Origin of the sequence: Rhizobium sp. R86522, from assembly GCF_042466255.1 — a bacterium.
Lineage (GTDB): Bacteria > Pseudomonadota > Alphaproteobacteria > Rhizobiales > Rhizobiaceae > Allorhizobium.
The window spans coordinates 829577-855581 of sequence record NZ_JAXHBX010000001.1 but is presented as its reverse complement, the minus strand read 5'-3'; the positions used below and the strand labels follow the sequence as shown (position 1 = coordinate 855581).

General features: G+C 62.1%; 28 protein-coding genes. 17 read left to right on the top strand and 11 right to left on the bottom strand.

Translation table 11 applies throughout. From position 1 onward, the window contains the following. Nucleotides 1-145 precede the first annotated feature (145 nt). Together SJY08_RS04045 and SJY08_RS04040 are read right to left on the bottom strand one after the other, a co-directional pair. On the bottom strand, nt 146-823 hold the full coding sequence (locus SJY08_RS04045) for an SDR family NAD(P)-dependent oxidoreductase (RefSeq protein WP_377274774.1): 678 nt from the start codon (nt 821-823) through the stop codon (nt 146-148). Between the two features lie 52 nt (nt 824-875). Next, nucleotides 876-1295: a thiol-disulfide oxidoreductase DCC family protein gene (locus tag SJY08_RS04040; RefSeq protein WP_377278473.1), complete on the bottom strand. Its 420-nt coding sequence runs from the start codon at nt 1293-1295 to the stop codon at nt 876-878. A gap of 127 nt (nt 1296-1422) precedes the next feature. Between SJY08_RS04040 and SJY08_RS04035 the strand changes: the two genes are divergently transcribed. The 9 genes from SJY08_RS04035 (at nt 1423) to SJY08_RS03995 (ending at nt 7940) form a co-directional block, all read left to right on the top strand. Further along, the gene (locus SJY08_RS04035; protein ID WP_300889308.1) at nt 1423-1824 is read left to right on the top strand and encodes a rhodanese-like domain-containing protein; all 402 of its coding nucleotides are present in this window, start codon (nt 1423-1425) and stop codon (nt 1822-1824) included. A gap of 199 nt (nt 1825-2023) precedes the next feature. Beyond that, a complete protein-coding gene (locus SJY08_RS04030) occupies nt 2024-2323 on the top strand; it encodes a hypothetical protein (protein ID WP_377274773.1) in 300 nt (99 codons plus the stop codon). Nucleotides 2324-2455: 132 nt separating this feature from the next. Then, nucleotides 2456-3322, top strand: coding sequence for an aldose 1-epimerase family protein (locus tag SJY08_RS04025; protein WP_377274772.1), 867 nt, complete (start codon nt 2456-2458; stop codon nt 3320-3322). Nucleotides 3323-3496: 174 nt separating this feature from the next. After that, the gene (locus SJY08_RS04020; RefSeq protein ID WP_377274771.1) at nt 3497-4309 is read left to right on the top strand and encodes a cyclase family protein; all 813 of its coding nucleotides are present in this window, start codon (nt 3497-3499) and stop codon (nt 4307-4309) included. A 10-nt stretch (nt 4310-4319) separates the two neighbouring features. Further along, the gene (locus tag SJY08_RS04015; protein WP_377274770.1) at nt 4320-4736 is read left to right on the top strand and encodes a carboxymuconolactone decarboxylase family protein; all 417 of its coding nucleotides are present in this window, start codon (nt 4320-4322) and stop codon (nt 4734-4736) included. A gap of 90 nt (nt 4737-4826) precedes the next feature. Next, nucleotides 4827-6521 carry an adenine deaminase gene (ade, locus tag SJY08_RS04010; protein ID WP_377274769.1) on the top strand — a complete coding sequence of 565 codons (1695 nt, stop codon included), beginning with the start codon at nt 4827-4829 and terminating at the stop codon, nt 6519-6521. Nucleotides 6522-6571: 50 nt separating this feature from the next. Then, nucleotides 6572-6772, top strand: a complete 201-nt coding sequence (locus SJY08_RS04005) for a hypothetical protein (protein WP_377274768.1) — start codon at nt 6572-6574, stop codon at nt 6770-6772. 262 nt (nt 6773-7034) lie between these two features. Next, nucleotides 7035-7139 carry a type II toxin-antitoxin system YoeB family toxin gene (locus SJY08_RS04000; protein ID WP_377274767.1) on the top strand — a complete coding sequence of 35 codons (105 nt, stop codon included), beginning with the start codon at nt 7035-7037 and terminating at the stop codon, nt 7137-7139. A gap of 9 nt (nt 7140-7148) precedes the next feature. Beyond that, nucleotides 7149-7940: an ion channel gene (locus SJY08_RS03995; protein WP_054148456.1), complete on the top strand. Its 792-nt coding sequence runs from the start codon at nt 7149-7151 to the stop codon at nt 7938-7940. Nucleotides 7941-7943: 3 nt separating this feature from the next. Here the strand turns inward: SJY08_RS03995 and aac(6') are convergent, their stop codons facing one another. Then, a complete protein-coding gene (gene aac(6') / locus SJY08_RS03990) occupies nt 7944-8396 on the bottom strand; it encodes an aminoglycoside 6'-N-acetyltransferase (protein ID WP_069044082.1) in 453 nt (150 codons plus the stop codon). Beyond that, nucleotides 8393-10054, bottom strand: coding sequence for an alpha-glucosidase family protein (locus SJY08_RS03985; RefSeq protein ID WP_377274766.1), 1662 nt, complete (start codon nt 10052-10054; stop codon nt 8393-8395). Before SJY08_RS03985 ends, aac(6') begins: the two co-directional genes overlap by 4 nt. Before the next feature lie 180 nt (nt 10055-10234). On the opposite strand from SJY08_RS03985, the gene SJY08_RS03980 reads away from it, so the two are divergent. Continuing rightward, complete coding sequence (locus SJY08_RS03980) at nt 10235-11329, top strand: glycosyltransferase family 4 protein (protein ID WP_377274765.1); 1095 nt, start codon at nt 10235-10237, stop codon at nt 11327-11329. Nucleotides 11330-11338: 9 nt separating this feature from the next. Here SJY08_RS03980 and der read toward each other — a convergent pair whose 3' ends face one another. From der to SJY08_RS03965, 3 genes are all read right to left on the bottom strand, one after another. Next, the gene (der, locus tag SJY08_RS03975; RefSeq protein ID WP_300889296.1) at nt 11339-12760 is read right to left on the bottom strand and encodes a ribosome biogenesis GTPase Der; all 1422 of its coding nucleotides are present in this window, start codon (nt 12758-12760) and stop codon (nt 11339-11341) included. Between the two features lie 40 nt (nt 12761-12800). After that, the gene (locus tag SJY08_RS03970; protein ID WP_377274764.1) at nt 12801-13472 is read right to left on the bottom strand and encodes a tetratricopeptide repeat protein; all 672 of its coding nucleotides are present in this window, start codon (nt 13470-13472) and stop codon (nt 12801-12803) included. Between the two features lie 110 nt (nt 13473-13582). Continuing rightward, entirely contained in the window at nt 13583-14161 is a 579-nt protein-coding gene (locus tag SJY08_RS03965; protein WP_054148450.1) for an NnrU family protein, read from the bottom strand. A gap of 129 nt (nt 14162-14290) precedes the next feature. Between SJY08_RS03965 and SJY08_RS03960 the strand changes: the two genes are divergently transcribed. Both SJY08_RS03960 and SJY08_RS03955 read left to right on the top strand, forming a co-directional pair. Beyond that, nucleotides 14291-15307 (top strand): polysaccharide deacetylase, encoded by a 1017-nt coding sequence (locus SJY08_RS03960; RefSeq protein ID WP_377274763.1) that lies wholly within the window; start codon nt 14291-14293, stop codon nt 15305-15307. A 101-nt stretch (nt 15308-15408) separates the two neighbouring features. Beyond that, on the top strand, nt 15409-15564 hold the full coding sequence (locus tag SJY08_RS03955; protein ID WP_156322722.1) for a hypothetical protein: 156 nt from the start codon (nt 15409-15411) through the stop codon (nt 15562-15564). Nucleotides 15565-15643: 79 nt separating this feature from the next. Here SJY08_RS03955 and sbmA read toward each other — a convergent pair whose 3' ends face one another. Next, entirely contained in the window at nt 15644-16924 is a 1281-nt protein-coding gene (sbmA, locus tag SJY08_RS03950) for a peptide antibiotic transporter SbmA (RefSeq protein WP_054148448.1), read from the bottom strand. 215 nt (nt 16925-17139) lie between these two features. Between sbmA and SJY08_RS03945 the strand changes: the two genes are divergently transcribed. Then, on the top strand, nt 17140-17376 hold the full coding sequence (locus tag SJY08_RS03945; RefSeq protein WP_006725732.1) for a hypothetical protein: 237 nt from the start codon (nt 17140-17142) through the stop codon (nt 17374-17376). Between the two features lie 30 nt (nt 17377-17406). On the opposite strand, the gene map is transcribed toward SJY08_RS03945, so the two are convergent. After that, nucleotides 17407-18159: a type I methionyl aminopeptidase gene (map, locus tag SJY08_RS03940; RefSeq protein ID WP_054148447.1), complete on the bottom strand. Its 753-nt coding sequence runs from the start codon at nt 18157-18159 to the stop codon at nt 17407-17409. Between the two features lie 41 nt (nt 18160-18200). Continuing rightward, nucleotides 18201-19247 carry an LLM class flavin-dependent oxidoreductase gene (locus SJY08_RS03935; protein WP_377274762.1) on the bottom strand — a complete coding sequence of 349 codons (1047 nt, stop codon included), beginning with the start codon at nt 19245-19247 and terminating at the stop codon, nt 18201-18203. Between the two features lie 231 nt (nt 19248-19478). On the opposite strand from SJY08_RS03935, the gene SJY08_RS03930 reads away from it, so the two are divergent. The 3 genes from SJY08_RS03930 to xdhB all read left to right on the top strand — a co-directional run bounded on the left by SJY08_RS03930 (nt 19479) and on the right by xdhB (nt 24162). Beyond that, entirely contained in the window at nt 19479-20252 is a 774-nt protein-coding gene (locus SJY08_RS03930; RefSeq protein WP_377274761.1) for a 3-hydroxybutyrate dehydrogenase, read from the top strand. A gap of 98 nt (nt 20253-20350) precedes the next feature. Further along, on the top strand, nt 20351-21823 hold the full coding sequence (gene xdhA, locus SJY08_RS03925; protein ID WP_377274760.1) for a xanthine dehydrogenase small subunit: 1473 nt from the start codon (nt 20351-20353) through the stop codon (nt 21821-21823). Nucleotides 21824-21825: 2 nt separating this feature from the next. Then, nucleotides 21826-24162 (top strand): xanthine dehydrogenase molybdopterin binding subunit, encoded by a 2337-nt coding sequence (gene xdhB, locus SJY08_RS03920; RefSeq protein ID WP_377274759.1) that lies wholly within the window; start codon nt 21826-21828, stop codon nt 24160-24162. 4 nt (nt 24163-24166) lie between these two features. On the opposite strand, the gene SJY08_RS03915 is transcribed toward xdhB, so the two are convergent. Beyond that, entirely contained in the window at nt 24167-25051 is an 885-nt protein-coding gene (locus tag SJY08_RS03915; RefSeq protein WP_377274758.1) for a hypothetical protein, read from the bottom strand. 130 nt (nt 25052-25181) lie between these two features. On the opposite strand from SJY08_RS03915, the gene xdhC reads away from it, so the two are divergent. Next, nucleotides 25182-25979 (top strand): xanthine dehydrogenase accessory protein XdhC, encoded by a 798-nt coding sequence (xdhC, locus tag SJY08_RS03910; RefSeq protein WP_377278471.1) that lies wholly within the window; start codon nt 25182-25184, stop codon nt 25977-25979. Nucleotides 25980-26005 lie beyond the last annotated feature (26 nt).

Genomic DNA, 26005 nt, shown 5'->3' with positions numbered 1-26005 from the left:
GAAGAGCCGGATTAGACGATCAGCCGGCATCCTGCGGCGGGCGCGAAGAAACCCTCTAATGACGAGGGCGGCTGGTAAGCTCCGGACCAGTAAACTTCGAAGCCTGTTTGAAGCGAGCGCCTTAGGTTGGTACAGTGCGTACCCCTCACTCGGCGTAGATCATTTTCCGCGTCATGCCACCATCAAGCGTCAGCACCGATCCGGTCACGAAGCCGGCGTCGGCGAAATAGAGCACGGCTTTCGCGACATCCTCCGGTCGACCGACGCGGCCGGCGGGATGTTGGGCATGGTCTTCGGGCCGCAAGTCGTGGTCTCCCGAGATCCAGCCGGGCGCAATGCCGTTGACCCTGATCTTCGGGCCGAGACTGACTGCAAGGGCGTGGGTCAACCCGAAGAGACCACCTTTCGAGGCAGCATAGGCTTCCGTATTCCTCTCCGACATGAAGGCACGCGTCGACAGCATGTTGATGATGGAGGCCCCCTCACCCATCAAGGGCACGACAGCACGTGTCATCAGAAAGGCCGCCGTCAGGTGGCTGTCCGTGACCTTGCGCCAATCGTCGAGCGAGAGGCTGGCTATCGGTCCCCGTTCCGGACTGGCAATCCCGGAATTGTTGACCAGCAGATCGAGGCTTGTCCAACCGAGTTCGGCGAAAGCGGCCGAAACTGCCGCCTCATCGGAGACATCACAGAGAACCGACCGGATGCCGGCCGGCCCCGCCTTCAGATCGAAGGAGGCCACCTCATAACCGGCGGTCTGGAGAGCGGTGCAAACTTCTGCGCCGATAAGGCCGGCGCCGCCTGTGACGATTGCATGTTTCATGAAGCCTCAACGGCGACTGACGGGGAAAGTTTCGCTTAGAGTTCAGCCAGCGTTAAAGTAGCCGGTCGCGATACTCTGGTGCCGGCAGCCAGCAGCTTTCGCGCTTGCCGAAGAGCCTGTAGCGGTTTCTCGCGAGCAGAAGGTAGAGCGGGTCGCGGATGAACCGGGGGACGAACCGAAAGACCGACAGGACCTTCCAGGGCCAGCCGAGGCCGGCATAAATCGACAACACGGCATCGCTGTCGCGCAGCATGTGCTCGCCGTCGACCACGATGATGCTGTCCGGATTGCCAGGATCGATGCCGAAGCGGCGGTAGAGCGCCGAGCCCACCTCGCCCTGCATCGAGGCCAAACGAAACCGCTTCTTGCCATCTTGCGAAAGCACGAATTGCGCATTCGCCGAACACAGGATGCATTCGGCATCGAAGAGGATGATTGGGCCGGTGCGGGTATGGTGTCCATGGGAGGCAATCTAGGCGCGTCTCAGGGCAACGACAATGCGGCAAGCCGTCATTCTCGGCAACGCAGATCGTGACAGACGCTGCGACAGCGTTAGGATGGCGTCTGGCAACAGGCGGGAAGAGGTCGGGAGGATCGACATGAAGAAGGGCTACAAGGACTTGCTGGCGGAGGCGGAGGCACTGGTGGAGGCGGTGGATGCGTCGGAGGCAGCGCGTCTGCATTCGGCGAGCAACGTCGTCTTCGTCGATCTGCGCGACCCGCGCGAGCGCGAACGGGAAGGCACGATCCCGGAGGCCTTCTCCTGCCCGCGCGGCATGCTGGAATTCTGGATCGACCCGGAGAGCCCCTACCACAAACCCGTCTTTGCCGAGGGCAAACTCTTCCTTTTCTTCTGCGCCAGCGGCTGGCGCTCGGCGCTGGCGACGAGGACGGCACTTGAGATGGGACTGGAAAACGTCTGCCATCTCGAAGGCGGCTTTTCCGCCTGGCGCGATCGGGGCCTGCCGGTCGAGACGGTCATGGCGAAGACGAAGGGCTGACGGGCGACCAGCGACCGGCCGTACGTTGAATACCGAGGGCAATTGCTCTATCTTGAAGCGTGAAAGCCGCACGATCGCAACCCTCGCGCATGACGGCGACGAGGCTGGGTCGATGCTCCGCAACGACCCGCGTTCGCCTTGTCCGTGACAGGAGGTCATGGCAGGTGTTGTGAGGGTCCAGTCTCGTGAGGAGACGATCATGGTCGAACGCATCAGCCGCATCTCCAGCAGCGAAGCCTCCAGCCAGACGGAATCCGGCCAAACCCTGAGCCTCGGTTCCGACGCGCAAAACGCCTGGGTTGCGGCCCGCCAGTCGAAGATCAATCACGACCTCGAAGAACGGCATCAGCAAGATGCAGAAGAGAAGATCGGTCAAGATTCACCGGTGGAAGACGGCGGCGATGTTGAGGAGAAGCGCTTCTCCGGCGAGAGCGAGCGCATCGGCACCCAGAATTTCGATGAAAACACCCCGTTCGGCGAGCGTGTCGCGATCGTCTGAGCAGGAGCATCTCTTCAAAGGAAGCCCCAGCGAAGAGAAGCCCTGCAGAGCTCGGGAGGGACGCTCGACACATCCGCGTCGCACTTTGCCGCCAATCCCTTTAGGGTGCGGCCAAACAGACGAGGACCCTTCATGCCCCTTACAATTCGCATCGCCAACCAGGAACTTGCCGTCGAGGTCTCGACGCTCGGCGCAGAAATGCAGTCGCTGAAGACAGCGGATGGCCGAGATTTCCTATGGGACGGCGATGCCACCTGGTGGACGGGGCGGTCCCCGATCCTCTTCCCGATCGTCGGCAAGGCGCCGGACGACCGGCTGGCGATCAACGGCAAGACCTATCGCATGGCGCAGCACGGCATCGCCCGCCGGCGGGAATTTGCAATCGTCGAGCAGACGGCGACAGCCTGTCGCCATGAACTCGTCTCGAGTGAAGAAACGCGCAAGATCTATCCCTTCGATTTTCGCCTGACGCTGGAGCACCGCCTCGACGGACGCAGCCTATCGGTGACGGCGACGGTCGAGAACACCGGCGACGGGCTATTGCCCTTCGGCCTCGGTTTTCATCCGGCCTTTCTCTGGCCTTTGCCGGGAGCCGAGGACAAGCCGCATCATGTTCAGCTCGACAATGGCGCCGAACCTGCGGTCGTGCAGCTCGAAGCCGGCCTGATCGGCAAGCGCCTGCCCTCTCCCTTCACGGCCGGGAGGCTCGATCTGAACCATGCGCTCTTTGCCAATGATGCACTGGTCTTCCCCGAAGATGCGGGCACCGGGTTGACCTATGCCGCAGAAAATGGGCCCTCGATGCATTTCACCTTCGAGAACCTGCCCAATATCGCCCTTTGGCAGAAGCCCGGCGCCCCCTTCCTCTGCGTCGAACCCTGGCACGGCATGGCCGCCCATGCGGGTGGGACCGCAGAACTGGTCGAGCGGCCCTATACGGTGGCGCTGCCGGCAGGGGATGTCATGCGCTTCGGTTTTTCGGTGGAGATCAGGGGGTAAGGAAAAAGGTCCCATGCGACCCGGATCAAAAGCGCGCCTTTTCATCCCTCGCGGCGGTCCTCTCCGGGAAATTCCCTTGACTGCGCTTCGAGACCAGCGCCCGAGACACCTCTTGCTCGCTGCCATCCTTCGGCTACTCTCCACGGGTTACCAACCGTGGAGAGGGCAACCCCAATGTGCAATCATTGCGTGATCGAGAATGTGAAGCAGAACATGCTGTCGCGGCGCTCGCTGTTCAAGGGCATGGCCTTTGCGGGCGCGGCCGTCGCCGCCGGCGGAGTTTCCAGGCCGGTTCTGGCGCAGCAGAGCCCGAGCAAGGTGGTGGACCTGACCCACGCCTATGACGAGACCTTCCCGACCTTCGACGGCAACCCGGGCATCGAATATGAATGGGCGGTCGAATTTGAGGGTAACGGCTACCAGCTTCACAAGCTGACGATCTTCGAGCACACGGGCACCCATATCGACGCCCCCTTCCATTTCAGCGCCGACGGCAAGAGCGTCGACCAGATCGAACCACAACAACTTGTGGCCCCACTCGCGATCATCGACATCACAGACCGCGCCAAAGAAGACGCCAATGCGACTGTCGAGGCGGCAGACGTCGAGGCCTGGATCAGCGCCAATGGCGAGATCCCTCAGGGCGCGATCGTGGCACTTCGCTCCGGCTGGGCGAAGAAGGTGAGTGAACCCGCCTTCCGCAATGACGGTGAAGGCAAGTTCGCTTTCCCCGGTTTCGGCAAGTCGGCGACCGACCTGTTGGCGACCCTCGACGTGGCCGCAATCGGCGTGGATACGCTCTCGCTCGATCCGGGCAATTCGGCCGACTTCGCCGTGCATAACAGCTGGCTGCCGGGCGGGCGCTACGGCATTGAATGCCTGAACAATCTGGAGGAGCTTCCGGTCACCGGAGCGACGATCATGGTCGGCGCGCCGAAGCACAAGCGCGGCACCGGTGGGCCGGCCCGCGTCCTCGCGCTGATTTGAGGACGACAACATGGCTGTCCTCCCTCTCCTCAGCGACGAGCAGGCGAGCGCGGAAGCGCTCGCCGTCTTCAACGATATCAGAACAAAACGCGGCACCGATTACGTCAACAACTTCTGGCGGGCGCTCGCCCATGATCCGGACGAACTCAAATCCGTCTGGGACCGGCTGCAGACAGTGATGGCACCCGGCGCCCTCGACCCGCTGGTCAAGGAACTGATCTACATAGCGGTGTCGGCGACCAATGGCTGCGCCTATTGCGTTCATAGCCACACCGCCTCCGCCAAGTCCAAGGGCATGACGCCCGAGATGCATGCCGAACTCCTGCAGGTAGTTGCCATGGCAAGCCGCACCAATGCTCTGGCAGTGGCGCTCGGCGTGCCGGTGGATGAGCGGTTTGAGGCTCATCCCGCCAGCAAGGGTGATTGAGGATCAGCGTCGCAGATCGAGATCGCGGCCCTTTCCCTCTACCCGTCCCAGTCGCTACAGTGCCGGGAACAACAGAATCGGAGACGCTGCATGACCGACCTCGAACGCCGCATCGATCAGGGGACCGGCCGCCAGCCGGCGGATCTCGTGTTGAAGGGTGGGCGCTTCTTCGATCTGGTCACCGGCGAACTGGTTGCCTCCGACATCGCGATATCAGGCGAGACAATTGTCGGAACCGTCGAGGTTTATGAAGGCCGCGAGGTCATAGACATCACCGGCAAGATCGTCGTGCCCGGTTTCATCGATACCCATCTGCATATCGAAAGCTCGCTGGTCACACCGCATGAATTCGACCGTTGCGTACTGCCCTATGGCGTGACGACCGTGATCTGCGACCCGCACGAAATCGCCAATGTGCTGGGCACCGAGGGCATCCAGTTCTTCCTGGATTCCGCAGAGCAGACGATCATGGACATCCGCGTCCAGCTTTCGTCCTGCGTACCGGCGACACATCTGGAAACGTCGGGTGCCGACCTGCCGATCGAAAGGCTCCTGCCCTTCCGCGATCATCCGAAGGTGATCGGGCTTGCGGAATTCATGAATTTTCCGGGCGTGATCCACAAGGATCCGATCTGCATGGCGAAGCTCGAAGCCTTCCAGGACGGCCATATCGACGGTCATTCGCCGCTCTTGTCGGGCCGCGACCTGAACGGCTATCTCTCTGCCCGCATCCGCACCGACCACGAATGCACGAGTGCTGCGGAAGCCATGGAGAAGATCCGCAAGGGCATGCATATCCTTGTGCGCGAGGGCTCGGTCTCGAAAGACCTGCACGCGCTGATGCCGATCCTCACCGAGCGGCTGTCGCCCTTCCTGGCGCTCTGCACCGACGACCGCAACCCGCTCGATATCGCCGAGCAGGGCCATCTCGACTATCTCATCCGCGAGGCAATCAGACACGGCGTGGATCCCATCGCCGTCTACCGCGCCGCCTCGATTTCGGCCGCCCGCGCTTTCGGACTTCGCGATAGAGGCCTCGTGGCACCGGGCTGGCGGGCCGATCTCGTGGTCATCGACAGCCTCGAAAACTGCAAGGCCGATATGGTTTTTGCCGGCGGCCGGCGGGTGACCGACGATCTCTTTGCCACCCGCAAGCCGGTCGCCCCAGTCGGGCTCGACAGCGTCAAGGCACGGGAAGTGAAGGCTGCGGACTTCGGCGTGCCGGTCGCAGAGGGCGAAACACCCGTGATCGGCGTCATACCCGGCAAGATCATCACCGAACACCGCCGCTACCGCCTGCCGACCTCGGGCAACCAGACATCCGTCGATCTCGAAAATGACGTGATCAAGGTCGCCGTCATCGAGCGTCACGGCAAGAACGGCAACCACGCCAATGGATTCGTTCAGGGGTTCGGCCTGAAGAAGGGCGCCATCGCCTCGACCGTCGGCCATGACAGCCACAATATCTGCGTCGTCGGCGTCTCAGAGGAAGATATGGCGCTGGCCGCCAATCGTCTGGGCGAAATCAAGGGCGGCTTCGTGGTGGTCGAGGACGGCAAGGTCACCGGCGAGATCCCGCTGCCCGTCGCCGGCCTGATGAGCCTCGAGCCCTATGAGAGCGTGCGCGACACACTGCATCACTTGAGACAAGCCGCCTATGCCCTTGGAACGCAACTCGAAGAACCCTTCCTCCAGGTCGCCTTCCTGCCACTGCCGGTGATCCCGCATCTGAAGATTTCCGACAAGGGCATGGTCGATGTCGACAAGTTCTGCCTGATCGGGTGAGGATTGGCAGCGGACCATAGAAGTCTTATGTCTGAGGCGAGGATGAAGCCATGACCCGTCTCGAACGTCTTTTAGAAATGGTCCGCGAACTGTCGCCTGAGGAGTTCGACACCTTTGCGGCCTCGGTGGAAGAACTGCGCGCCGAGCGCTGGGATCGAGAGATCGAACACGATTCGGCAGCAGGACGACTGGACAAACTCATCGAGGGCGCGTTGGCATCTCACGCGGGTGCGCGAACGCGGCCGCTGTGAATCACCACACGACACCGGAGTTCTGGGCATGTGACAACGCACTTCCAGAAGCGGTTCGCAAACTCGCCGACCATAACTTCGATCGCCTGAAGGCCGATCCCCAGCATCCATCTCTGCACTTCAAGCAGATCGGCAAAGTCTGGTCGGCATTGGACATCGGGCGCTTGCCGTCCGGTCGAGCGAGGACTGGATCTGGTTCTGGATCGGCTCTCATGCGGATTACGATAAACTGATCACTCGATGATCGCTGTGTGCTGGAGGCATGTGGTCCCGCCGCATGACCCAGGAACACAGGGTCGTCTACGCCGTTGTCGGCATGGGAGAAGACCAGACGCTGGTCATCCTGCAATGCCGCTACCATTACTGACGAGGGCCCATGGTATCCGAGACTGAAGGCAATCGAATCAAGCCGTTCCGCCAGCGCCTCGTTCGCCTCTACTACGGCCGCGATACCGCCGCGATCCGCTTCCAGTTCACGCTGATGGTGATCGACATCGCGATCATCGGCTTCTTCCTCGCCGGACCCTATCTGCGTGATCGTCCGAGTTACCTGATCCTCGACTACATGATTGCCGCCTGGATCGCGGTGGAGCTGATTGCCCAATGGTCGGCGTCCTGGTCGACGCGCCGCTTCCTGATGCGGCCGATGACCTGGATCGATCTTTTCGTGCTGGGCACGCTGCTCTTCCCGCAATGGCTGTTCAACTTCGCCTTCCTGCGCGTGGCGCGCATCTGGGCCGTCGCCCAGCGACCGGTCTTCAAACTGATGCTGAACCGGCTTGGGCTGAAGGAGCAGACGGATGTCGTCACCGCCTTCATCAATCTCTTCGTCTTCCTCTTTCTGGTAACCGGCTTCGTCTACACCTTCTTTTTCTATCGCGAAGATCCCGGCACCGGCTTCATTGATGCGATGTATTTCACCGTGGCGACCGTGACGACGACGGGTTTCGGCGACATCACGCTGCCCGGCACCTTCGGCAAGTTGACGTCGATCGTCACCATGATCATCGGTATCTCGCTCTTTGTGCGGCTCGCCCAGGCGATCGTCCGCCCCAACAAGGTGACCTTCCCCTGCCCGCAATGCGGGCTTCAGCGACACGACGTGGACGCCGTGCACTGCAAGGCCTGCGGCCATGTGCTCAACATTCCCGATGACGGCGCCGTCTGATCGTCAAAGCGACTTGCGGAAATAGACGACCCGCTGGGTCTCTTCGAAGCCCAGTGCCGCATGCATGGCATGGGAGACGGTATTGTGGATCTCGGCATCGGAAGCGAGTTCGCTCAGGCCTTCATCCTTCGCCCAATCTGTAACGGCCGCGACGAGGCTCGCCGCCACGCCTTGCCGACGGAAAGACGGGTCCACCACAATGCCCTCCAGGAAGGCCACCGGCGAAGTCTCGCAGCCATTGACATAGTCCGACCGCACACTCGCCTCGGCAAGCCCGATTGCGTTGCCGGTGGCACTCACACAAAGGAAGGCTACAAGCTTCTCCGGCTGTGCCAGCGCATCGACGATTTCCGTCCGGTGTCCCTCAAGCGACAGGTGCGGCCAGAGCTGATGGCGAAGGGATGCCCAGGCGTCGAGATCCTCTTCTGTCGCTCGCCGAACCCGAAACCCGGTCATGACAATCGCGCGCAAATGCCATCCAGCGGCCCGAGGCGGATCTCTCCGTCGACTACCGAGCCGGTCAGACCGGGCATGGGAAACACCTCGCGCACGCCATGCCCCTTCGGCAAGCCGATCTCCTGCGGCCCCCGGCGGAGATTGAAGACGAAGAGCAGCCGGTCGTCGCCCTTAGAGCGAATGAAGGCCAGCACATCCTCATTGGTCGCCAGAAACTCCATGTCCCCATCGATCAGCGCCGGATGGCTTTTGCGGAAGGCAAGCGTCGCCCGGTAGTGGGGGAGCACCGAGCCGCCGTTCCTCTCCTGCACATCGACCGAAAGCGCCTGATGCTCCGCCGGCACCGGAAGCCATGGCTTGCCCGTGGAAAAGCCGGCCTGCGACTTGCCTTCTTCCCAGACCATCGGCGTGCGGCACCCGTCACGCCCCTTGAAGGCGGGCCAGAAGCGGATGCCATAGGGATCGCGCAGATCCTCGAAGGCAAGCTCTGCCTCGGGCAGGCCAAGCTCCTCGCCCTGATAGAGGCAGATGGAGCCGCGGAGAGCCGAAAGCACTGATATGGCGAGCCGCGCCACAGCCTCCCGTTCCTGCGGCTGCTGGACGAAACGGCTCACATGCCGCGTAACGTCGTGGTTGGAAAAGGCCCAGCAGACCCAGCCGTCCTTCACCTGTTTCTGGAAACTCTCGACGCAGTGGCGGATATGGCTCGGCGTGAAGTCTGGCCCCAGTAGGTCGAAGGTGTAGCACATGTGCAGCTTGTCGCCGCCGGAGGTGTAGGCGGCGACAGTCTTCAGGGAACGGGCGCCATCGCCAACTTCGCCCACCGTCGTGCGGTCCGGATACTGGTCGAGCAATGCCCGGAAGCGCTTGAGGAACTCGATATTCTCAGGCTGCGTCTTGTCATAGAGATGGCTCTGCATGCCATAAGGATTGACGTCGGGCGCATCGAGCCCGGCATCCTCGCTGTCGGGCACATGCGGAGGGTTGTCGCGCAGTTCCTTGTCGTGGAAGTAATAATTGACCGTGTCGAGCCGGAAGCCGTCGACCCCACGATCGAGCCAGAACCTTACCGCGTCGAGCACGGCATCCTGGACCGCCTTGTTGTGGAAGTTGAGATCAGGCTGCGAGGCGAGGAAGTTGTGCATGTAATATTGCTTGCGCACCCCGTCCCACTCCCAGGCGGGGCCACCGAAGACCGAGAGCCAGTTATTCGGCGCGGTACCATCGGGTTTGGCGGCCGCCCAGACATACCAGTCGGCCTTCGGATTATCCCGGCTCGCGCGGCTTTCCTTGAACCAGGGGTGCTGATCGGACGTGTGCGAGATCACCTGGTCGATGATCACCTTGAGGCCAAGCCGCTTCGCCTCCTTCATCATAGCGTCGAAATCGCCAAGCGTGCCGAACATCGGGTCGACGTCGCAATAGTCGGAGACATCGTAGCCCATATCGGCCTGGGGCGACGTGAAGAAAGGCGACAGCCAGATGGCATCGACGCCGAGCGAGGCGATGTAGGGCAGTCGCTCGATGATGCCCTTGATGTCACCGATCCCGTCGCCATCCGTATCCTGGAAGGAGCGCGGGTAGACCTGGTAGATGACGGCGCCCCGCCACCAGTCGGCCGCATTGGATCGAGGGGATTGAGCGGGTGACTTCGTCATGGGCGGATCCTTTGAGCGGGAATCGTCAGGTCGCGCCTAGGGAATCGGGTTCGGAGACCGATGTCAAACACCCCTTTTTCGACTGACATCAGACTGTAATATTGGACCCGCATAAGGCGGTCAGAGCTTCAGAGGGTGAATCGCCGCTCAGGCGGCCGTTCGGATGAGGGCGGACACGCCATGCCGAGACTGACCATCGTGACCGATGCCTGGCACCCTCAGGTCAATGGCGTTGTCCGCTCGATCGAGACCACCAATCGCGAACTGCAGAAGATGGGCGTCGAGGTCTCGATGATCACGCCGGCACCCTTCCGCAGCGCCCCAATGCCAACCTATCCTGAGATCCGCCTGTCGCTCGTCACACCGCGCCGCATCGGCCGGATGCTGGAAGAGCAGCAGCCCGACTACATTCACATCGCCACAGAGGGCCCGCTCGGCCTGATGGCCCGGCGCTGGTGCCTCAAGCACAAGCGTGCCTTCTCGACGACCTATCACACACGCTTTCCCGAATATGTGGCGGCTCGTCTGCCGGTGCCGCTTTCCTGGCTCTATGCCTATGTCCGCTGGTTTCACAATCGCGGCGGCGCCTGCATGGTGGCGACCGAAAGCCTCAGACGGGAACTGGCAGCACAGGGTCTCAACAATCTTTGCCTCTGGAGCCGTGGCATCGATACGAGCCTGTTTTACCCCCGCGAAAAATCGGAAAAGCCCTTCGGCCTGCCCCGTCCGATCTTCATGACGGTCGGTCGCGTCGCGGTGGAAAAAAACCTGCCGGCCTTTCTCGATCTCGACCTGCCGGGATCCAAGGTGGTGGTAGGTGACGGCCCTGCCCGTGCCGACCTTCAGGCGCGCTATCCCGACGTGCATTTCACCGGCATGAAACACGGCGAGGATCTCGCCCGGGCCTATGCAGAGGCCGATGTCTTCGTCTTCCCCTCGAAGACCGACACCTTTGGCAACACCATCCTCGAAGCGCTGGCCTCCGGCGTCCCCGTCGCCGGTTATCCCGTGACCGGCCCCGTCGACATCATACCGTCCGGCTCCAATGCCGGCGCCATGGATCGCGACCTGCAAATCGCCTGTATCGCGGCCCTTCAGGCCTCGCCCCAGGCCGCACGACGGCTGGCCGAGACCTATTCCTGGGAAGCGGCCACTCAGCAGTTTTTCGACAATGTCGTGGAAGCGAAAGAGCGGCGCCGCAGGCGTGGTCTCAGGCAGCGCTTCGGGATCCGCCCGCAAGACGCGGACAGCTATCAGGCACCCGCAACCGAGTGAGACTGCCGATCAGCGGCGCCGCTTACGGCCCTCGAACGGGTTCTCGCCCGCCTTGAAGTGGATGCGGATCGGCACGCCCGGCATATCGAAATCGGCGCGCAGACCATTGGTCAGATAGCGCACATAGCTTTCCGGCAGCGCATCGGGACGCGTGCAGGAAATCATGAAGGCCGGCGGACGAGCCTTGACCTGCGTCATGTATTTTAGCTTCAGGCGGCGGCCGGAAACGGCCGGTGGCGGATGCTGGGTCGTGACACTATCCAGCCAGCGATTGAGCTTGGCCGTCGAGATGCGCTTGTTCCACACCTTGTCGGTGTCGACGATGTTCTGCATCAGCTTGTCGAGGCCGTAGCCGGTCTGGCCGGACATCGGCACGGCGCGGATGCCGCGGGCCTGCGGCAGAAGCCGCTCGGTCTTTTCACGCAAGTCGGCCAGGACCGCCTGCGTATCTTCGACGAGATCCCACTTGTTGAAGGCAAGCACGGCGGCACGACCTTCGCGGAGCACGAAATCGACGATCTGGATGTCCTGCTTTTCGAAGGGAATGGTCGCATCGAAGACGATCACGACGGTCTCGGCGAAACGGACGGCGCGCAGCGTGTCGGCGACCGAGAGCTTCTCGAGCTTTTCCTGCACGCGCGCCTTCTTGCGCATGCCGGCGGTGTCGAACATCTTGATCGTGCGGCCGCGCCAGTCCCACTCGACCGAGATCGAATCGCGGGTGATACCGGCCTCAGGCCCGGTCAGCAGACGGTCTTCGCCGAGGAATCGGTTGATCAGCGTCGACTTGCCGGCATTCGGGCGGCCGACGATCGCCACGCGCAACGGCTTGGTGTCGTCGTATTCCGGCTCGAACTCCTCGTCTTCTTCGCCCTCACCTTCGGTCAGAACCACATCGGTTTCCGCCTCGTCGTCGGGCTCGGGGAAAGCGCGCTCTTCTCCAATCGCTTCGACGATGGCGTCGCGCAGGTCGATCATGCCCTGGCCATGTTCGGCCGAGATCGGCACGGGTTCGCCGAGGCCGAGCGTATAGGCGTCATAGAAGCCTGAATCGGATCCGCGTGCTTCCGACTTGTTGGCAACGAGCACCACCGGCTTGCCACGACGGCGCAGCATTTCGGCGAGCGTCTGGTCGACGGGCGTCAGGCCGAACTTGGCGTCGACCACGAAGAGTGACAGATCCGCCTCGTCGATTGCCATTTCCGTCTGGGCGCGCATGCGGCCTTCGAGCGTGTCGGCGCCGGCCTCTTCGAGACCGGCAGTATCGATGATGGTGAAGCGCAGATCCACGAGCTTGGCATCGCCCGGACGGCGGTCGCGGGTCACACCCGGGGTGTCGTCGACCAGCGCAAGCTTCTTACCGACGAGGCGGTTGAAGAGCGTGGACTTGCCGACATTCGGGCGCCCGACGATGGCGACTGTGAAACTCATGGGAACGCTAGCTTTCCGGCCTTAAGAGGCCTTGTCGTTGTTACGGCGCCTTGCCGGAGGCCTTGATGTTGTCGAGCAGCATCTGGGCGCGGTTGGCGACATTGCGCGGGGTTTCCGCATCTTCACTGATCTGTTCGAACCATTCGCGGGCACGGACCATGTCACCGGTCTTGTAGGCGGAGAGGCCCAGCGCTTCCCGGGCAGCGTGGCGCATGGCATTGGTCGGCGTTGCCATCGCCTCGACGACCGCCGAGACATCCTCGTAAGAGCCCGTATCCACTAGCAACCATGCGGCGCGAACCTTCGCCGTGTTGCGCACGGCCTCCGGGATCGAGGCATCGTCGCCAATCGTCTTGAAGGAGGCAATGGCGCCGGCCGGGTCGCCCTTTTCGGCAAGAACAGAGGCGCCACGGAAACGGGCGAGCACGCCATAGGCGCCGTAGCCCTCCTGCTCCAGCGCCTGGAGTGCCGCTTCCGCCTCGTCGCGCTTGCCCTGGTCAGCCAGATTGAGCGCCGCCAGGAACTTGTCGCCGGCATCCGAGGCCTGGGTACTGTCCCAATGCGTCCAGAGGCGATGACCGGCCGTGCCAAGCACGATGACGACGGCGACACCGATGATCCAGCGGCTGTAGCGCTTCCAGGCATTGCGCACCTGGTCGGAGCGAAGCTCCTCGTTCACTTCGCGGATAAAGCTGTCGTTCTGGTCAACCATTCATACTCCCGGACGTCGCCGGCCTTTCGATGCAGTCTATCATGCGTGAGCGGCCTTCTAGCCGATTTTTGCCCGCTTGTAAGGGGAAAACCGCCAACAGCCTTAAGCCGTCACATGGTGAGCGGCGCAACACCGATCAACAGTTTGTGCAGCCACATGGTGATGACGGCCCAAGCGACGATGCCACCGACCACGGCAATCGCATCGAAGCGCGCCGAGACGAAGGGCTTGAGCACCAGTTCACCCGCCCGCACACGGCGCTTGTAGCTGATGCGCAGGACCACGCCCCAGGCCAGAAGCGCGACGAACAACAGCACGGATGCGAGATCGCCATTGGCGAGCAGGTGAGCGGCCGCCCAGATCTTGATGGACAGCACGATCGGGTGCTTGGTCTTGGTGGCGATATGTCCGGCCGGCAGAAAACCGGCCACCAGACAGATCATCGCAAACAGCATCAGCGTAGTCGTCAGGTGGTTCATGCCCATCGGCGGGAACCACAAATTGACGACAGGGGCCGTGGCATAGCCCCAGATCAAGACGACGAGTGACACGAGGCTCATCACCGAATTGATCACCCGCCAGCCCGTCTCGCCGAAGCGGTCGATCATCGACAGCCGGAAACCGGGCGCGACGACGCGGATCAGATGGGTAGCCAGAAACAGGATGATGCCGAGAATGAGAAGCGTCATGGGTCAGAACCTTTCAGGTCGAGTTGCCCAAAGCCTTACTGGTCCGGCGATCGAATTTCCAGAGCGTTCAAAGCTTCGCCGCATTTGAATGGGAGGCAACGCACCCTGTTGATTGCCGGATAGTTGTTGATGTTTCGTAGCCTGATTGCCATTTCCCTCGCCGCAATGGCGACCACTGCGCTCGCCGAAGCGCCCGCCCCTGCGGAAAAAGGCGCGGATGAACAGAGGCCGAAACAACTGCTGCTCGTCTCCTTCGACGGTGCGCATGACAACAGGCTCTGGGCGCGCAGCCGCGATATCGCAAAGCGTGCCAATGCGAAATTCACCTATTTCCTCTCTTGCACCACCCTGATCCCGCGCGCCCGTGCCAGCGACTACAAAGCGCCAGGCATCAAGGCGGGGCGCTCGAATATCGGCTTTGCCATGAGCGCGGAGGAAGTCGGCAACCGGCTCGACCACATCTGGAAAGCGCGCGGCGAAGGCCATGAGATCGCCAGCCATACCTGCGGCCATTTCGACGGCAAGGACTGGAGCAAGGCGGAATGGCTGACGGAGTTCGACGCCTTCGACCGGGTTCTGGCGAATGCATGGAAGGATAACGGCTTTGCCGATCGCGAACCGGCTGGCTGGGCAGACTTCGTTGACAATGACATCACAGGTTTCCGCGCACCCTATCTCTCGGCACCCGAGAGCCTGTTTCAGGCCTTGCGCGAACACGGCTTCCGTTATGATGCAAGCATCGTCACCCACGACCCGACACTGCCGGTCGAAAAAGGCGGACTGGCCCGTTTCGGCCTGCCGTTGATTCCGGAGGGTCCGAGGGAGCGACGCATCATCGCCATGGACTACAATCTCTTCATCCGCCATTCCGCCGGGATCGACCACCCGTCAAAGGCAGACGAATTCGCCGAGCGCAGCTACCAGGCCTTCCGTGGCGCCTTCGACCGGCAGTATGACGGCGAGCGCATTCCCCTGCAGATCGGCCTGCATTTCGTCGAGATGAACGGTGGCGCCTACTGGATCGCGATGGAACGACTGGTAACGGAGGTCTGTCCCCTGCCCGATGTCGCCTGCGTTACCTATGCCGAAGCGCTCGACATGCTGGAGGGCCGGACCAATCCGGCGGCGGCACCCGGCGCCATGTGATACCCCCCGTGATCGTCATGTGATCGGCATGTGATCGCGTGACGCATTTACTTCGCGGCTGGCAGACCCGATATGCCGGGGCAAACATCTCGGGGAAATCCATGAAGATCCTGTTCCTCCTTGCCTGCGCCTGCGTGATAGCCGCCACCATCGGCGCTGTAGCCATTGGTCTTTCGCTGTTCACCCAACCGGAAGCCTATTCCGCCGTGCCTGCGGGCTTCACCTCGCCGGTTTCCGTGTCGCCGAACTTCGGCTAACGACCTCCTTCATCGCAAACACAAAGGCCGCACCGGTTTCCCGGCACGGCCTTTGCAACTTGGTCGCGTTGGCTCGGTCTCAGTAGGGCCGATCTGCGGCAATCTCGCCCTCTTCTGCCTCGCGCTCAAGGTAGCGCTGGTCGATCGCCGGCAGCGGAGCACCATCGATGGCGGCCTCGAAGGCGGCGAGACGCTTGTGGATCGAGAGCAGTTCGATGATCGTCGACCAATAGCTGACCAGATACTGGAAGCTGTCCGTGACCTGACCAAAGGCGGTGGCGATCTGCTGCCAGACACCCATGGTGATCTTGCCGGCGACGATGGTCGGGATCAGGATGAAGGTCAGGAAGATCGCGTCGAGCTGGCCATAGGTGAAGCGTGCGACGTTGAAATAGGTGTAGTGCCAATACATGCGGAAGTAGTTGCGCCGCACGTTCGTGAAGAGCTCGCGCACGGTGACAGGTTGCGCACGCTCGGCATTGTCTTCGCCATAGACCAGCTCCTTGCGGAAGGCGGCTTCAACGCGCTGGTTGCGGAACTGCAGGCCCGGCAGCTTGATGCCGGCCACCATCAGCAGCACCGTGCCGAACAGCGACCAGAAGATCGCCAGCCAGAACAGCGCATGCGGCACGGCCCCGATAATCGGCAGTTCTGTGACATTCTCCGACATGCGGAAGAGAATCGGCAGAAAGACGACCAGCGTCATGACCGAGTTGATCAGCGCAACACCGAGGCCTTCCAGGATATTGGCAAAACGCATCGTGTCTTCCTGCACACGCTGCGAGGCGCCTTCGATGTGACGCAACTGGTCCCACTTCGACAGGTAATAGTCGTTCATCGCATTGCGCCAGCGGAAGACGTAATGGTTGGTGAAGAAGGCGGTAAAGACGGAAAGCGTGACGCCGACCATGCCGATTTCGAGGAATCGCAGCTGCAACTCGTAGAGCTGGCCGGCAGTGACCGTACCGTCGCCGTTGAGCGCCTTCTGGAAGAGATCGAAGAAGGGGCCCCGCCAGTTGTTGACCGCCACCGAGATCTGCACGCTGAAATAGGCAATGAAGATGATGAAGGCCGATCCCCAGATCGACCATTTCGTCCAGGGATGATCCTTGGCGAGGACCTGCCAGACACCACCGAACATCACCACGAAAATAGTGAAGTACAGGTAGAACCAGAGGTTGTCGGGCGTAAAGAAGAAGGCGAGCCCGACGGGCGGCTGCTGCCCTTCTGCCAGCGGCGGCAAGCCGATCGCGGCGCCGATCTGCGGGCCGACGGTATACCAGACGATGATGCAGACGAGCGTCCAGACAGCGGCTGAGGTGAAGAACAGCTTGGGCTGCGGAAAGAAGGAGTGAAACACGCGGAAAACCTTCGTGTGGGAGAAGTCCTGTAGAGCCTGGCGGAACCTAGGGCAGAAGGTTCCGCCCAGCAATGGCATCGCCAAATTGTGGCAGAATTACCCCCGCCAAAATTAAGGGTCTGTAAGGTTGGGCGGAAGTCATTTGGTCTCAAGCTTTTCTTGCCTCCTGCCCAAAAATCGCTAGGGAAGTCGCAAAGCTTTTTCAGGAGTGCCCAATGAGCGATCTCAGCCTGCAGCAGGCCATCGACAACATCTACACCTCGATCAACAACGACAACGAAGAGATCGATCTTCACATTGCGGCGCTCAAGGCTGCGATGGCGAAAGAAGGCGTCAAGGAAGCGGTGTTCGAGCCGTCCAAGCTCGCCCAGTCGAACCGTCAGGGCCGCAAGATCATGCAGTCCTATTTCAAGAAGAAAGGCGTTGCGGTCGGCTTTTCGAAGTCGGAATAAGCCTGCAGGCCACAAGATCGAACGCTCGCCCTAGTCGGCGAGCGTCAAAACCAGTGGACCATTCTTGGTCACCACGATCGTGTGCTCGAACTGCACGGTCGGCGCGCGTGGCTCGCTGTAGAGCGTCCAGTTGTCCTTGTCGCCGTCCTCGGCCCATTGTCCGCCGAGCGAGAGAAACGGCTCGACGGTAAAAACCAGCCCCTCCTCCATGATCCGCGTCTCATCCGGATCCGGCCAGGTCGAAAGCTCGGTCGGCTCCTCATGCAGGGAGCGGCCGACGCCGTGGCTCGCAAGATTGGTAATCAGCGTATAGCGGTTTTTCTTGGCAAAGGCGCCGATCGAATTGCCGATATCGGCGAGCGGCCGGCCGGTCTTTACCTGGTTCAAGCCCACCCAGAGCGCCCGCTTTCCGTCGCGCAGCAACCGTTCCTGCTTGGCCGTGCCTGGCGGCACGATGAAGGACGAGCCGGTATCCCCGAAATAGCCGAGCTTTTCGCCCGACACATCGATGTTGACGAGATCGCCGGCCTTGATCACCCGGTCGCCCGGAATGCCATGGGCGATCTCTTCATTGACCGAGATGCAGGTCGCACCGGGAAACTGGTAGCAAAGCTCAGGCGCAGACTGGGCGCCATTGTCCTCGAGCACCTTGCGCCCGATCAGATCGAGTTCGCGCGTCGTGATACCCGGCTCAAGCGCTGCAGCCATCGTCTTGACTGCCGTTGCACAGATCCATCCGATGTCTTTGAGACGCGACAGGTCCTCTTCGGTTTCAACGATCATGGCGTTCCTTCAACGGCTCTTCGACGGGGATAAGCGCTGCCTTAGGCGGCAGACGCTGTCTCCGTCAACGCTTTCCGAACCAGCGGTGCGACTTTTGTTCCGAAGAGTTCGATCCCGCGCATCAGTTCCTTATGCGGCATCGGCCCGATCGCCATCTGCATCAGGAACCGGTCATTCTTGAAGATGCCGTGCATGGCGACGATCTTTTCGGCAACGGCTTCCGGATCGCCGACGAAGAGCGCACCGCGCGGACCGCGCGAGGCATCGAACTGCGCCCGGTTGGTCGGTCCCCAGCCACGCTCGCGGCCGATCCGGTCCATCACCACCGCCTGCGGCGCGTAGAAAATGTCGGCCGCAGATTCGGTCGTGTCGTGGATGAAACCATGCACGTTGATGCTGGTCTTCAACTGCTTCGGATCGACACCGGCCTTGGCGGCACTCTGACGATAGAGATCGAAGAACGGCGCAAAGCGATGCGGCTCGCCGCCGATGATGGCGAGGCCGAGCGGCAGGCCGAGATAACCGGCGCGCGCTGCCGACTGGGGCGTGCCGCCGATCGCGATCCACAGCGGAAGCAGATCCTGCAGCGGACGGGGATAGACGCCCCGCGCTTGAAGCGGCTTGCGGGTCTGGCCTTCCCAGTTGACCACTTCGTTCTCGCGGATCTCCATGAGCAACTGAAGCTTTTCGGCAAACAGCAGGTCGTAGTCTTCGAGGTCATAGCCGAAGAGCGGAAAGCTCTCGATGAAGGACCCGCGACCGACCATCATCTCGGTGCGACCGTTGGAGAGCAGATCGACCGTCGCATATTGCTGGAAGACACGCACCGGATCGTCCGAGGAGAGAACCGAGACGGCGCTGGTCAGCCGGATGTTTTTGGTCTGCACGGCCGCAGCGGCAAGAATGGTCGCCGGCGAAGACGCCATATAGTCAGGGCGGTGATGTTCGCCCAAGCCAAAGACATCGAGACCGACCTCGTCCGCCAGCCGGATTTCCGCCAGGAGTTCGTCGACACGGCGCTTGGCATCTGCCCCCTTGTTGGCGGCATTCGGGTCGACATCGGCAAAGGTGTAAAGTCCGAGTTCCACGGGAAAACTCCTGATTGCGTGTGTTGGCTCAGACATAGAGATTTGCGGCTGCACACAAAAGGGCCCGCCATCGAACAGTGTGTCTCCCCGCAATTGCTCTGCAGCGATGAACGGCGTCGGCTGCGTCAAAAGGTCGTTGCGCCGGAACTTCCTTTAGGACTAACCTTTCCCTTCGCGGGCGCAACATCACGCCCGTGATCCATCGGCATCCGTCGAGAAGGAAGCATTCACATGAAAAGAACTGTTGTCATTACCGGCTCCACCAGTGGAATCGGCCTTGGAATCGCCCGTGCCTTTGCCGCTGAGGGGGCCAATGTCGTCATCAACGGCTTCGGCGACGCCGCCGAAATCGAGCAGGCCCGCAAGTCTCTGGAAGCGCATGGCGGCAATGCGCTCTACCATGGCGGCGATATGACCAAGCCGGCCGAGATCGCCGACCTGATCGCCACCGCCGAGAAGACTTTTGGCGGCGTCGATGTGCTCGTCAACAATGCCGGCATTCAGCATGTCTCCCCGGTCGAGGAATTCCCGATCGAAAAATGGGACCAGATCATCGCGATCAACCTGACCAGTTCCTTCCACACGGTGCGCGCGGTCGTCCCCGGCATGAAGGCGAAGAAAAAAGGCCGCATCATCAACATCGCCTCGGCCCACGGCCTCGTCGCCTCGCCCTACAAGTCCGCTTATGTGGCAGCAAAGCACGGCATTCTTGGGCTGACGAAGTCGGTCGCGCTCGAAGTCGCCGAGTTCGGCATCACCATCAATGCGATCTGCCCGGGTTACGTGCTGACACCGCTTGTGGAAAAGCAGATCCCCGACACGGCCAAGGCTCGCGGCATCTCCGAAGAACAGGTGAAGACCGAGGTCATGCTGCGCCTGCAGGCAACCAAGGAATTCGTTTCGATCGACGAGGTCGCTCAGACCGCGATCTTCCTGGCCAGCGACGCTGCCCGCCAGATCACCGGCACCTCGATCTCCATCGACGGTGGCTGGACCGCACAATAGACTTGAAAGATAACGCTGCGCCGCCCACCATTGGCAACATGGTCGGCGCAGCGCCGACGTCCACAGAATGGACGTCTCGAGGGGGACAAAAGACATACATGGCAGACCGCATTCGTTTCATCCTGAACGGCGAAGACATCGCTCTTGCAAGCCTCGACCCGACCGAGACACTGCTCGATTTCCTGCGCCTGAAGCGCAGGCTGACGGGCTCCAAGGAGGGCTGCGCCGAGGGCGACTGTGGCGCCTGCACGGTGCTGGTCGGCCGGCTGGTCGGCGGCAAGTTGAGTTATGAGACGGTCAATGCCTGCATCCGCTTCGTCGGCTCGCTGAACGCAACCCATGTGGTGACGGTCGAACACTTGGCGGCAAAGGACGGCACGCTGCACCCGGTTCAGCAGGCCATGGTCGACTGTCATGGCTCGCAATGCGGCTTCTGCACGCCGGGCTTCGTCATGTCGCTCTACGGGCTTTGGCTGACCTCGGAGAACCCCAGCCGTGCCGAGATCGAACGTGCACTGCAGGGCAATCTCTGTCGCTGCACGGGTTATGAGCCGATCGTCAAGGCGGCCGAACAGGTCGGCCAGATCCGCCCGTCCGCCCTCTTCGACCCGCTGGAACGCGAGCGCGCCAACATCATCGCGAGGCTGGAAGAACTTGCGACCCGCGAGACGATCGCGATCACAGGCCCCGATGGCCGGCGCCTCGTCGTGCCCGGCAGCGTCGAAGGTCTGGCCGAAACGCTCGCCGCCCATCCCAAGGCAACCGTGGTTGCCGGTGCGACCGATGTCGGTCTCTGGGTGACCAAGCAGATGCGGGTGCTCGACCCGGTCGTTTTCATCAACCACCTGCAAGACCTGCAGAAGATCACCGTCACGCCTGAAGGCATCAAGATGGGCGCCGGCGTCAGCTACTCCAGCGCTCTGGACGTCTTGAGAAAAGAGATCCCCGCAATCGGTCGCCTGATTGAACGCATCGGCGGCCAGCAGGTGCGCAACATGGGCACGATCGGCGGCAATGTCGCCAATGGCTCGCCGATCGGCGATAGTCCGCCAGCCCTCATCGCGCTTTCCGCCACCGTCACGCTACGCTCGGCCTCCGGCACCCGCACCATGCCTCTCGAGGACTATTTCATCGACTACGGCAAGCAGGACCGCCAGTCGGGCGAATTCGTCGAAAGCCTGTTTGTCCCGCGCCCGAAGCCAGACGGTCATGTCGCCGTCTACAAGATCTCCAAGCGCCGCGACGAGGACATCTCGGCCCTCTGCGGCGCCTTCCATGTCGAAACGGATACGGCCGGCACCGTGACCCATATCCGCATCGCCTTCGGCGGCATGGCGGCAACGCCGAAGCGCGCCCGCGCCGTCGAGGCAGCCCTTTACGGCAAGCCCTTTACGCAAGCGACCGTGGAAGCCGCACGCGATGCCTTCGATGTCGACTACAAGCCGCTCACCGACTGGCGCGCAACAGCCGAATATCGCCAGCTGACGGCGAAGAACCTGCTCACCCGCTTCTTCCTGGAAGTCTCGGGCACCCCGCAGGAACTGCAGCGCTTCGCGACGGAGGAGGCGTGATCATGGATAAGGCGACCTACGAGACGACGAAATACATCAAGGGGCCGATGCACCAGTCGCTGAGGCATGATTCAGCGCACAAACATGTCGCCGGAAGTGCCGAATATATCGACGATATTCCCGAACCATCAGGCCTCCTGCACGGCGCACTCGGCATGGCGGATCGCGCCCATGCGGAGATCCTGTCGATCGATCTTTCGGCGGTGAAATCCCATCCCGGCGTCGTCTGCGTGCTGACGGCCGACGACATCACCGGCGTCAACGATGTCTCCTCTGGAGGCCGCCACGACGAGCCGCTGATTGCAACCGACAAAATCGAATTCCACGGCCAAACCATCTTCGCTGTCATCGCCGAGACCCGCGACGCAGCCCGCAAGGCAGCCCGCCTCGCCAAGGTGGAATATCGCGACCTACCGTTCTGGACCGATATCGACGGTGCGCTGGACAATGGCAGCCCGCTCGTTACCCCGGGCATGACACTGAAGCGCGGCACGCCGGAGACCGAACTCGACAAGGCGACCCACCGCATCCAGAGCTCGATGCGTATCGGTGGTCAGGAGCATTTCTACCTCGAAAGCCATATTGCGCTCGCCATCCCGGGCGAGGACGACGACGTGACCGTGTGGTCGTCCACCCAGCACCCCTCGGAAATCCAGCACATCGTCGGCCATGTGCTCGACATCCCCTCCAATGCGATCACCGTCAACACGCGGCGCATGGGCGGCGGCTTCGGCGGCAAGGAGACGCAGGGTAACCAGTTCGCGGCACTCGCCGCACTCGCCGCCAAGAAGCTGAAGCGGGCCGTCAAATTCCGCCCCGACCGCGACGAGGACATGGGCGTCACCGGCAAGCGCCACGACTTCAAGATGGATTTCGACGTCGCCTTCGACGATGATGGAAAGATCCACGCGATCGAGGCCAATTTCGCCGCCCGCTGCGGCTACTCCTCGGACCTCTCCGGGCCGGTCACCGACCGCGCCCTCTTCCATGCCGATTCCAGCTATTTCTATCCGCATGTGAAGCTGACCTCGCAGCCCTTGAAGACCCATACCGTCTCCAACACCGCCTATCGCGGCTTCGGCGGACCGCAGGGCATGCTGGGGGCCGAACGGGTGATCGAGGAGATCGCCTATGCGCTGGGCAAGGACCCGCTCGAGGTCCGCAAGGCCAATTTCTATGGCGAGAAGGGATCCGGCCGAGACGTGACCCCCTACCACCAGCAGGTGGAAGACAACATTATCATGAAGGTCGTCGAGGAGCTCGAAACCTCCTGCGACTACCAGGCGCGCCGCCAGGCGATCATCGACTTCAACAAGACGAGCCCGGTCATCAAGAAGGGCATTGCCCTCACCCCGGTGAAGTTCGGCATCTCCTTCACCATGACCGCCTTCAACCAGGCGGGCGCGCTCGTCCATATCTACCAGGACGGCTCGATCCATCTGAACCATGGCGGCACCGAAATGGGCCAGGGCCTCTACACCAAGGTCGCCCAGGTCGTTGCCGACTGTTTCCAGGTCGATGTCGACACGGTGAAGATCACCGCAACGACGACCGCCAAGGTACCCAACACCTCGGCCACCGCCGCATCGTCCGGTTCCGACCTGAACGGCATGGCAGCCTTGGACGCCGCCCGCCAGATCAAGGAACGCCTGGTCGCATTCGCCGCTGAGAAATACGGCGTGCCAGCCTCCGAGGTCGAGTTCCTTCCCAACCGCGTGCGCGTTGGCGACCAGATTTTCACCTTCGGCGATTTCGTCAAGCAGGCCTATTTCGGTCGCGTCCAGCTGTCTGCGGCCGGCTTCTACAAGACACCTAAAATCCACTGGGACCGCGCCGCCGGCCGTGGCACGCCCTTCTACTACTACGCCTATGGTGCCGCCTGCACGGAAGTCTCGATCGACACGCTGACCGGCGAATATCTGATGGAGCGTACCGACATCCTCCACGATGTCGGCAAGTCGCTGAACCCGGTCATCGACATCGGCCAGATCGAAGGTGGCTTCGTGCAGGGCATGGGTTGGCTGACGACGGAAGAGTTGTGGTGGGACGGCAAGGGACGCTTGAGGACCCATGCCCCCTCGACCTACAAGATCCCGCTCGCCTCGGATCGGCCGAAGATCTTCAACACGCGGCTGGTGCCTTGGTCTGAGAACGCCGAGCCCACCATCGGACGCTCCAAGGCCGTCGGCGAGCCACCGTTCATGCTGGCGATCTCGGTCCTGGAGGCGCTGTCGATGGCGGTGGCCTCGGTTGCGGATTACCGTGTTTGCCCGAGACTGGATGCGCCGGCCACCCCGGAGCGAGTGCTGATGGCGGTGGAGAGGTTGAAGCGAGCCTGAAAGCTCAGCGCAGGGCGGATCGCATCAGGTACAGCATGGCTGCCAGGATCAGGATCGGCAGCACGAGCAGCTTGACCAGATAGGCCGTTGCAATGCCGATCGAGGCGGCAAACAGATCCGTCGAGATCGCGACGCCATCGCGGATGATCTGCGCATTCGCCGCCGCCGTGGCCGCCATGTCGGAAGCGGCCTGCAGGGTGCCCGTGAATGCCGTGCCGAGACGGTCAAACATGCCGTCCTCTGCCGGCTGGATCCGATCGGTGGGTGTAAGGGCGCCAGCCATTCCTGCGGCCTCGTCATCAAGGCCCGCCGCTGCATGCTGACCGCGCATCTGATCGAAAACCTCGGTCGCATGGGTCCAGGCCCGATCCGTGATCGCATCGCCGGCATAGAAGGCGATTGTATAGGATGCCGGCAACAGAACGGCGCCGAGGACACCCAGCACCATGACCGACCGCGTCAGGCGCTCCAGCATCGGCGGTACCCGCCGGGCGGTCAGCGTCATGCCAGCACAAAACAGCGCGCAGGCCGCAAGGCCGATGGAGGCAACCTTCGCAACGGGCACCAGCACCAACGACAGGATGCCGGAGACGATGGCAAGCCCGAACAGCAGGTCGACCATCCGCTCGATTGTGTTGATCACGGGCTGCAGCAACTGGCCGGGGCTCGCGGTAACGGAGGCGACGCCCACCCCGCCGGTAACATCGGCATCGCGGGCCACGCTCATCACCGAGTTCGCAACCCGCAAGGTCGTGTAGAGCGCGCCGCTACCGAGCGTGACGTCGCGGCTGAACCGAGCGGCGACATCCGCCAGCGGATTGACGAGGAATAGCGCCCCGGCGAAAGCCGCCACAAGCAGCCATACGATCAAGCCTTTGGTTCTGGTCATTCCCGCTCCTGAGCTTGCAATGCCGGACCATAACACGGCAGACATGTTACAGGCGCGGTGAAACCTTGGTGGATTAAACCCGAAGCCCCGCTGTCCAGTTCCCACTGCCTGGTGCTAGGATCAGCCCATGATGACTGTCGCCACCCTCCCCGCCTTCCTCGTTTCCCATCCTGACGCCATTCTCGTCGAAGTCGTCGAGGCCAAAGGCTCGACGCCGCGCGAGGCCGGCACGTTGATGCTGGTGGCCGAAACAGCACTCTGGGGCACGATCGGAGGCGGCTATCTGGAGTTCATGGCCATCGACTGCGCCCGCAGGGTAATGGCGGGTGAAACGGCGCAAACCGAACTGGATGTGCCGCTCGGCCCTGAAATCGGCCAGTGCTGTGGCGGACGGGTACGCCTGTCCCTCCGCAGGATCGATCCGGCCGTCCGGGAGGCACTGTTGCTACGCCTCGCCGGAGAGCGGGCGCATTTCCCCGAGGTCATGGTCTTCGGCGCTGGCCATGTCGGCCTCGCGCTGGCCCAGGCACTCGCCCCTCTTCCATTGAACGTCATACTGATTGACTCACGACCGCAGATCGACGGAGAGGTACCCTACGGCATCGCCTTCCGCCGCGTCGCGATGCCCGAGGCCGAGGTGGCAAAGCTGAAATCGGGCGGTGCCGCCGTCATCCTCACCCACGACCATGCATTGGATTTCCTGATCGCAAAGGAAGCGCTCGGTCTTACCGACCTCGCATATGTCGGCATGATCGGCTCAAAGACCAAGCGCGCCACCTTTGCCTCCTTCCTGGAGCGAGAGGGAACTGGCCGGGCGGCAATCGGCCGGCTTGTCCTGCCAATTGGTGGCAGCACGGTGAAAGACAAGCGTCCGGCGGTGATTGCAGCGATGGTGGCGGCCGAATTGCTTGCTGTGTTGCTCCCCTGAAGCGATATCCGAACAAGCGGAATCAC

Excerpts from the sequence above, each read along its gene's own strand:
- SJY08_RS04005 (WP_377274768.1), top strand. The coding sequence starts at position 6,572 with ATGACCCGTCTCGAACGTCTTTTAGAAATGGTCCGCGAACTGTCGCCT.
- xdhA (WP_377274760.1), top strand. The coding sequence starts at position 20,351 with ATGGCAGACCGCATTCGTTTCATCCTGAACGGCGAAGACATCGCTCTT.
- SJY08_RS04015 (WP_377274770.1), top strand. The coding sequence starts at position 4,320 with ATGGCTGTCCTCCCTCTCCTCAGCGACGAGCAGGCGAGCGCGGAAGCG.
- SJY08_RS04000 (WP_377274767.1), top strand. The coding sequence starts at position 7,035 with ATGTGGTCCCGCCGCATGACCCAGGAACACAGGGTCGTCTACGCCGTT.
- SJY08_RS03960 (WP_377274763.1), top strand. The coding sequence starts at position 14,291 with ATGTTTCGTAGCCTGATTGCCATTTCCCTCGCCGCAATGGCGACCACT.
- xdhB (WP_377274759.1), top strand. The coding sequence starts at position 21,826 with ATGGATAAGGCGACCTACGAGACGACGAAATACATCAAGGGGCCGATG.
- map (WP_054148447.1), bottom strand. The coding sequence starts at position 18,159 with ATGATCGTTGAAACCGAAGAGGACCTGTCGCGTCTCAAAGACATCGGA.
- SJY08_RS03980 (WP_377274765.1), top strand. The coding sequence starts at position 10,235 with ATGCCGAGACTGACCATCGTGACCGATGCCTGGCACCCTCAGGTCAAT.
- ade (WP_377274769.1), top strand. The coding sequence starts at position 4,827 with ATGACCGACCTCGAACGCCGCATCGATCAGGGGACCGGCCGCCAGCCG.
- SJY08_RS03915 (WP_377274758.1), bottom strand. The coding sequence starts at position 25,051 with ATGACCAGAACCAAAGGCTTGATCGTATGGCTGCTTGTGGCGGCTTTC.
- SJY08_RS03995 (WP_054148456.1), top strand. The coding sequence starts at position 7,149 with ATGGTATCCGAGACTGAAGGCAATCGAATCAAGCCGTTCCGCCAGCGC.
- SJY08_RS04025 (WP_377274772.1), top strand. The coding sequence starts at position 2,456 with ATGCCCCTTACAATTCGCATCGCCAACCAGGAACTTGCCGTCGAGGTC.
- SJY08_RS03970 (WP_377274764.1), bottom strand. The coding sequence starts at position 13,472 with ATGGTTGACCAGAACGACAGCTTTATCCGCGAAGTGAACGAGGAGCTT.
- SJY08_RS03930 (WP_377274761.1), top strand. The coding sequence starts at position 19,479 with ATGAAAAGAACTGTTGTCATTACCGGCTCCACCAGTGGAATCGGCCTT.
- SJY08_RS03965 (WP_054148450.1), bottom strand. The coding sequence starts at position 14,161 with ATGACGCTTCTCATTCTCGGCATCATCCTGTTTCTGGCTACCCATCTG.
- der (WP_300889296.1), bottom strand. The coding sequence starts at position 12,760 with ATGAGTTTCACAGTCGCCATCGTCGGGCGCCCGAATGTCGGCAAGTCC.
- SJY08_RS03945 (WP_006725732.1), top strand. The coding sequence starts at position 17,140 with ATGAGCGATCTCAGCCTGCAGCAGGCCATCGACAACATCTACACCTCG.
- SJY08_RS04020 (WP_377274771.1), top strand. The coding sequence starts at position 3,497 with ATGTGCAATCATTGCGTGATCGAGAATGTGAAGCAGAACATGCTGTCG.
- SJY08_RS04045 (WP_377274774.1), bottom strand. The coding sequence starts at position 823 with ATGAAACATGCAATCGTCACAGGCGGCGCCGGCCTTATCGGCGCAGAA.
- SJY08_RS03985 (WP_377274766.1), bottom strand. The coding sequence starts at position 10,054 with ATGACGAAGTCACCCGCTCAATCCCCTCGATCCAATGCGGCCGACTGG.
- SJY08_RS04030 (WP_377274773.1), top strand. The coding sequence starts at position 2,024 with ATGGTCGAACGCATCAGCCGCATCTCCAGCAGCGAAGCCTCCAGCCAG.
- SJY08_RS03955 (WP_156322722.1), top strand. The coding sequence starts at position 15,409 with ATGAAGATCCTGTTCCTCCTTGCCTGCGCCTGCGTGATAGCCGCCACC.
- SJY08_RS04035 (WP_300889308.1), top strand. The coding sequence starts at position 1,423 with ATGAAGAAGGGCTACAAGGACTTGCTGGCGGAGGCGGAGGCACTGGTG.
- xdhC (WP_377278471.1), top strand. The coding sequence starts at position 25,182 with ATGACTGTCGCCACCCTCCCCGCCTTCCTCGTTTCCCATCCTGACGCC.